The sequence below is a fragment of the Streptomyces sp. NPDC002784 genome, assembly GCF_053592135.1.
Genome location: NZ_JBSFVD010000077.1, coordinates 1 through 6,305, shown reverse-complemented (window position 1 = coordinate 6,305; position 6,305 = coordinate 1). Strand labels below are relative to the sequence as shown.

At 66.8% G+C, this 6,305-nt stretch carries 6 protein-coding genes; 4 read left to right on the top strand and 2 right to left on the bottom strand.

Annotated features, from left to right (window positions below; all coding sequences use genetic code 11):
- Positions 1-243: 243 nt before the first annotated feature.
- Both ACWD1Z_RS36160 and ACWD1Z_RS36155 read left to right on the top strand, forming a co-directional pair.
- Positions 244-1,413, top strand: a complete 1,170-nt coding sequence (locus ACWD1Z_RS36160; RefSeq protein WP_451124962.1) for a PP2C family protein-serine/threonine phosphatase — start codon at positions 244-246, stop codon at positions 1,411-1,413.
- Positions 1,414-2,099: 686 nt separating this feature from the next.
- Positions 2,100-2,537, top strand: a complete 438-nt coding sequence (locus ACWD1Z_RS36155) for an SSI family serine proteinase inhibitor (protein WP_451124960.1) — start codon at positions 2,100-2,102, stop codon at positions 2,535-2,537.
- Between the two features lie 336 nt (positions 2,538-2,873).
- Here ACWD1Z_RS36155 and ACWD1Z_RS36150 read toward each other — a convergent pair whose 3' ends face one another.
- Complete coding sequence (locus tag ACWD1Z_RS36150; RefSeq protein WP_451124964.1) at positions 2,874-2,975, bottom strand: zinc finger domain-containing protein; 102 nt, start codon at positions 2,973-2,975, stop codon at positions 2,874-2,876.
- A 900-nt stretch (positions 2,976-3,875) separates the two neighbouring features.
- Between ACWD1Z_RS36150 and ACWD1Z_RS36145 the strand changes: the two genes are divergently transcribed.
- Positions 3,876-4,010, top strand: a complete 135-nt coding sequence (locus tag ACWD1Z_RS36145) for a hypothetical protein (protein ID WP_451124958.1) — start codon at positions 3,876-3,878, stop codon at positions 4,008-4,010.
- A gap of 288 nt (positions 4,011-4,298) precedes the next feature.
- Here ACWD1Z_RS36145 and ACWD1Z_RS36140 read toward each other — a convergent pair whose 3' ends face one another.
- Complete coding sequence (locus tag ACWD1Z_RS36140; protein WP_451124956.1) at positions 4,299-4,928, bottom strand: TetR/AcrR family transcriptional regulator C-terminal ligand-binding domain-containing protein; 630 nt, start codon at positions 4,926-4,928, stop codon at positions 4,299-4,301.
- 104 nt (positions 4,929-5,032) lie between these two features.
- Here ACWD1Z_RS36140 and ACWD1Z_RS36135 point away from each other — a divergent pair, with 104 nt between their 5' ends.
- Positions 5,033-6,091, top strand: coding sequence for an aldo/keto reductase (locus ACWD1Z_RS36135; RefSeq protein ID WP_451124954.1), 1,059 nt, complete (start codon positions 5,033-5,035; stop codon positions 6,089-6,091).
- The last annotated feature ends 214 nt before the right edge of the window (positions 6,092-6,305 follow it).

The following is a 6,305-nucleotide window of genomic DNA, read 5'->3' as shown; positions in this document are numbered from 1 at the left end:
ACCGACGACACCGTCCTCCCGACCGAACTCACCGCATAACCTAAAAAACGAGATCACCGAGTGGCCGTCAATACACCACTCCAGCGGACGTGACCGCCGCACGATCGCCCACGTACGCCGCCTGACGGATGGGGGACGTGCGCGCACCGATCTGGAATATCGCCCTGGCCAGGCAGAATGAGCAGAAAATGCAAGGTTGCGCAAACTCGGGGAAGAAGGTGTGGCAACCAACAGGAGGTTGCCGTGAGGGGTGAAGATCTGGAGCTGGGCGAGTTGCTGGCCGCTGCGGAAGCGGCCCCGCCCGGTGAGTCCGTCGACGTGGTGGCACACGACCTGCAGAAGCGATTCGGTGCCGAGGCCGTGTCCTTCCTGTTCCTCGACCTCATCGGCCAGCGGCTGATCCGCCTCGCCGCGACCGGTGACAAGGCCGCAGACCCGGGCGAGCCGATCGACCTGCAGGGCAGCGTCTACGACAGCGTTCTGCAGAGCCAGCGCCAGCATGTGGAACCGGACGGCCGGGGCGGACGACGCGTCATCACGCCCGTCACCAACCGCGGCGACTGCATCGGCGTCCTGGAGCTGAGCCTGCAGTCCGCGGACGACACCGTGCTGCGCCAGGTCCGCCACGCGGCCCACGCGCTGGCCTACATCATCGTGACGGACCGCCGCTTCACCGATCTGTACCACCAGGGCCAGCGCACCACCGAGACCAGCCTGGCGGCGGAGATCCAGCACCAGTTGCTGCCCTCGGCCTCCTGCTGCGAGGCGGCCCAGTTCACTCTGGCCGCCGGACTGGTCCCGGCTGACGACATCGGTGGCGACACCTACGACTACACGCTCGACCGCGACACTCTGCACCTGTCGATCACCGATGCCATGGGCCACGACACGAACTCTGCCCTGTTGGCCACCTTGCTGGTCAGCGCGCTGCGGCGGGCACGTCGCAGCGGCTGTGACGCCCTCAAGCAGGCCCGCCACGCTCACGAGGCCCTACTGAGTCACAGCCGCGGCCTGGCCACCGGACAGCTGCTCTGCGTCGACCTCGAAACGGGGCTGTGCGAACTGGTCAACGCCGGCCACCCCCGGCCCCTGCTGCTGCGTGACAACGCCGTCGAAGAGGTGAAACTCGCCGTCAACCTGCCCTTCGGTGTGGCGGCACCCACCACCTACCGCCTGCAGGAACTGCACCTCAGACCCGGGGACCGCCTGGTCCTGCTCACCGACGGAATGCAGGAACGCGGTGCGGCAGCCGTCGACCTGGCCTCGGTCATCCACGACACCCGCGCGCTGCACCCGCGAGAAGCCGTCCGGACCCTGACCGCTGCGGTGCTCGACGCCTGCCATGGCAACCTCAAGGACGACGCCACAGTCCTGATACTGGACTGGCACAACAATGGCAGCCGGCCGGCCTGACCGAGTCCCGCCCCGCAGCAATCACGGCCTACTCCTGAGTAGCCTATTGGGAGCGGTCCCGGGGACGTACCCCGCAGAGCGTCTTGAAGGCGGCCGTTGGCCGTGCGTAGCGCGTGTGACCGCGGACGGAGGGACTCGGTGGCAGAGGGGGTGGGGGAAGCGGCCTTTCGGGCTCTTCGCCGCCCCACAGTCGGCGAAGATCATACGACCTGTGTGATCTTCAGGCCACGGCGAGAGCGTCTTGCCGATCCAATTGTGGGCCGGCGTACCGGGGACCTCGCCCCCTGCAGCAACCAGTCATCACGACCTCCCGCGCGCAGCGGCCCCAGCCCGGCGCGTGGCGTCGAAGAGGAACACGTATCCGGATCAAAGAAACACTGCACGTCGTCCCACAGCAGATCAACCACACCGTCATACTGCCCGGCACCTGGGCTAAAGGCAGCCCTGTTCCCGCTGATCAAGGACCAAGAAGCCAACCACAGGAGTACAGGCGCGGCAGTCACCGTACCCGCTCGACGATCCTTCTCGGAAGCTCCACACCGGGGCCGTCCGCTGCGACAGCCACCATGATCAATCTCGGGCTCCATCCTGTACCGCAACTACTCACACCCGGTGTCGCGCTAATGCCCACGCATGGGGCTGAGCCGGTTGCCATGAGGTAACCAGACGTCCGACGGGTCGTTGCTGTGAACGTGAAAATCAAACTTGCCGCTGCCGTGCTGCTCAGCGTGTTCACTGCCCTCCTGACCAGCACTGCTGCCGCGGATCCCTCTCCTCCGTCTATTTCTCAGATCACCCGACTGGAACTCACCATCACTCACCCCGACCCCGCGAACTCGTCGCCTAGGTCCGATCCCGCGGCGTCAAAGGCGCGCAAGGCGGTGGTGCTGGAATGCGACCCCGCAGGCGGTACCCACCCCAGGAGCCAGCAAGCCTGCACCGATCTCGAGGCGAGCGAAGGGAAGATCGAGTCCCTGTCCGGTGACCAGGCGTGCACTCTGCTGTACGCCCCCGTCATCGCCACCGCTGAAGGCACCTGGCGCGGACGACCCGTCAAGTTCGAGCAGCAGTACGGCAACGACTGCGAAATGCAAGCGCGGACGCGCAATATCTTCAAGTTCTAGGACCGGTGCCCCGGGTCTCACGGTGGTCCCTGCCGACGATCTGCAACGCCTGGCGGCGGGCGCCATATTGCCCGCCGCCAGACGCAGTGACCGGTGCAGTCCACCGAGTCTTGCCGCCTGCCGCCCAGGAAGCAGAATGCCTCCAGGGATCCTCGCGGGTCTCCCCCGCAGACGCGTGCTGTCGAGACTCATGAACAGTCCGGTCACGCCTCAGCGCGCAACGAACAGCGGCGTCGGCAGTTGCAGCTGGACCAGCCCACCGAGCAGGCCTCGCCCACCACCACGCCATCGGCCTGGCCACGTGCGCGCAGTGCCGCGGACGCCTCTGCCCTTCGATCACGGACGTCGCTGCGCCTGAGCGAACAGAAGGCGAGCCTCGTGGCTGCCCGGCACCGTGCAGGGCCGTCCTGTCGGAGCCTGGCAGGTGGGGCACAGCACGTGTGCCACGCTCCGCGCCAAGTCCTCGGTCGTGGTTCCGCTGCGGCAGAGCCATCGGCCAGCAGCTCCTCCGCTCTGTCAGGTCATACGGATCAGCACGAAGCCGATCGCTCAGCGCCTGGCCGATCAGGAACGGTTGCGGGCACAGCCACGCTGCCTGAGCCGACCGCGCGTCTGATCAGCGTGCAGCCCTTCCACGTTCCGCTCGTGAGTGCTGCCGGCGCCTCACGAGCAGAGTGAGGTAGTAGACCAGAGCTGCCAGAAAGACCACGCTGGTGATGGCCCGGGCTGTCGTCCACGCAGCGCCGTCGGGATGCCATACGGCGGCGACGAGGTTCATGGTCACTGCGACCGTGAAGGCGCAACCTAGAAGCTTGGCCGCACCCGCCACCCTGGGAGGGCGCGTCCGTCATGTGCAGCCCCTGGAGTTCACCGGTGATGTCACTGAGTCATCGGTGCCGTCCTCCCATGCCTTCTTCGCGTAACAGCCGAGGACGACGGCCCCGCCGCCCCGGCTGAGGAGCATGCTCCCTTTGGATCTGACGAAACGTACGGTGCCCTTGAACCAGCCCAGGCCACTCGGGTCTACGTTGTTGATGGGGCCGCCCGGTGATGTGACGGCTGGGGTACCACCGCGGATTCCGTAGGTGAGTACCAGTCATCAGCGGCGCTACACCCGCTTCGTCCGGCTGGCGCGTCAGATCACCGTAGCAGGGGGTGCGGCTCTGGGCGTGTCGCCGCAGCCGCCCCTGGGGTCGATGAGGTGACGTAGTCACCTGCTGCGGCGGCGGCCGGCGTCGTGGAGGTTCCGGCGAAGGCGTAGCGGTAGTAGCCGTCGGCGGTGGCCTTGACGGTGGTGCGGCTGCGCTTCCCATGACCTGGAACGTTTCCGATCAGGATGTGCGCATCACGCGCGCCGAGTTCGGGTACGTCCCCACCGGCATGGTGTTCGCGGTGGCGTTCTCATCTGACGGCACCCTCCTCACCACCGCCGGCCGCGACGCCAGCGTGCGGCTGCTGCCCGTACTCGTCTGAACACCATGACCGCCGCCCACAGGGCCCGATGACACTTACCCGAACTGCGAGTAGGGCAACTCATGACCACGGAGGCTCTCGACTCCGCCTCGATCGCCTGGGGTTCCCCGTCCAGCGGGGACGCGTGGCCGCGATCCGCCTGTTCGTTGTCCGGCACTCGCTCCCGTGGTCGCCCGCATGCTCGGCCACCTCAACGAGATTGCCGCCGAGGTCGACGGAGTCTTGAGCCCCTATGCCCCCGGGATCGCGCGCACGGTGACCAGCACTCAGACGGATACAGGAAGCTGGTCACGCAAGACCTCGCTCACCCCGCAGGTATGCTCCCGCGCGCGCTGCGGCCGCGGCGGCCTCGGCGGCTTGGTCCGCGGCGGCTTCGTCGAGACGGTCGCCCGTGGTCAGCAGGCGGTAATAGAGGGGGGCGGAGACAGCACGGATGACCTCGTGGGCATCGGTGTCCTCAGGCACCTCGCCCCGCTCGATGGCTTGCTGGACGCAGGGCGCCCACTCCTTGACGCGGATGTCGTAGAAGTTGTGCAGGGCCTCGGCTGTCTTGGCCTCGCAGGTGGCGGCGGCGATCACTGCCTTGAACAGCGCTCCTTGCCGTGGGTCGGCCAAGGTGCGCTGCACGAGCCGGGCGTTGGCCTTGAGATCGCCGAGCAGCGAGCCGGTCTCGGTACGCGGCAGTGACTGCTCGGCCATGCCCACAAGCAGGTCAGCCACCAGGCTGGTCACCGTTCCCCAGCGGCGGTAGACGGTGGTCTTGCCCACCTCGGCACGGCGCGCGATGTCGGCGAGGTCCAGGTGGGCAAAGCCATGTTCTGCCAGGGCGTCGCCAGCCGCTTGCAGCACCGCCGACCGCACCCGCGCCGTGCGCCCTCCAGGACGGATGGTCCCCGGCTCCGCACCCTCAAACCCCATAACGGGACTCCAGTTTCATTAATTGCTCACGTCTGCTACGTTGAGGAACACACTAACGGAACTCCAGAACCATTAGCCAGTCAGGCAGCGAGAGAGGAACAGCCATGGAATACAGGCGGCTGGGTGCATCCGGCCTCAAGGTCCCCGCACTGAGCTTCGGCGCCGGCACCTTCGGCGGCCAGGGACCGCTGTTCGGCGCCTGGGGCAACACCGACGCGCGTGAGGCACGCCGCCTCGTGGACATCTGCCTGGACGCCGGGATCACGATGTTCGACACCGCCGACGTGTACTCCGGCGGCGCCTCTGAGGAGGTTCTGGGCGAAGCGATCAAAGGCCGCAGGGACCGGGTGATCGTGTCCACCAAGACCAGCCTGCCGATGGGTGACGGTCCAGGCGATGCCGGTTCCTCCCGTTCGCGTCTGATTACCGCATGCGAGGACGCCCTGCGCCGGCTCGGTACCGACTACATCGACCTGTTCCAACTGCACGCCTATGACGCCGGCACGCCGATCGAGGAAGTCCTGTCCACACTCGACGATCTCGTACGAGCAGGAAAGGTCCGCTACCTCGGCATCTCCAACTTCTCCGGGTGGCAGGCGATGAAGTCCCTCTCGATCGCGGAGAGGCACGGCCACCCGCGCTATGTCGCGCATCAGGTCTACTACTCCCTCATCGGCCGCGACTACGAATGGGAGCTGATGCCCCTCGGACTGGATCAGGGACTCGGAGCCCTCGTCTGGAGCCCCCTCGGCTGGGGACGGCTCACCGGCAAAGTCCGCCGCGACCAGCCCCTACCGCCCAACAGCCGACTGCACCACACCGCGGACTACGGCCCGCCGGTCGAGGATGAACACCTCTACCGCGTGGTCGACGCCCTCGACGAGATCGCCCAGGAGACCGGCAAGAAGATTCCGCAAATCGCCATCAACTGGCTGCTCCAGCGGCCGACCGTTTCCTCCGTCATCATCGGCGCCCGCAACGAGGAGCAGCTCCGTCAGAACCTCGGCGCCGTCGGCTGGACTCTCACACCCGACCAGTTGGCGAAACTCAATGCGGCGAGCGCCAAAGTAGCTGCCTACCCCTACTTCCCTTACCAACGCCAGGAAGGCTTCGCTCGCCTCAACCCACCGGTCGGTGATGTTGCGGCTCTGCCTGCCGCATGACATGACATCGGTGGCTTTCGTGATGAGTAGTCGGCCTGACCAAGTCCGCAGCCCTCGAGTACGCCACCGACCACACTCCCCCGGCCGCCTCCTTCGTCACCGGCACTTCCTCAACGTCGACGGCGGCTGCACCGCCTCATAGACACCTCCGGCACATCCCGCCCGGAGGGCCGGTGTGGTCATGACACTCGAGAAGCCGGGGCAGGCAGTCGTA

What these genes read in the sequence shown, in the direction of transcription:
- ACWD1Z_RS36140 (WP_451124956.1), bottom strand. Translation starts at nt 4,928, where the DNA reads ATGGGGTTTGAGGGTGCGGAGCCGGGGACCATCCGTCCTGGAGGGCGC.
- ACWD1Z_RS36135 (WP_451124954.1), top strand. Translation starts at nt 5,033, where the DNA reads ATGGAATACAGGCGGCTGGGTGCATCCGGCCTCAAGGTCCCCGCACTG.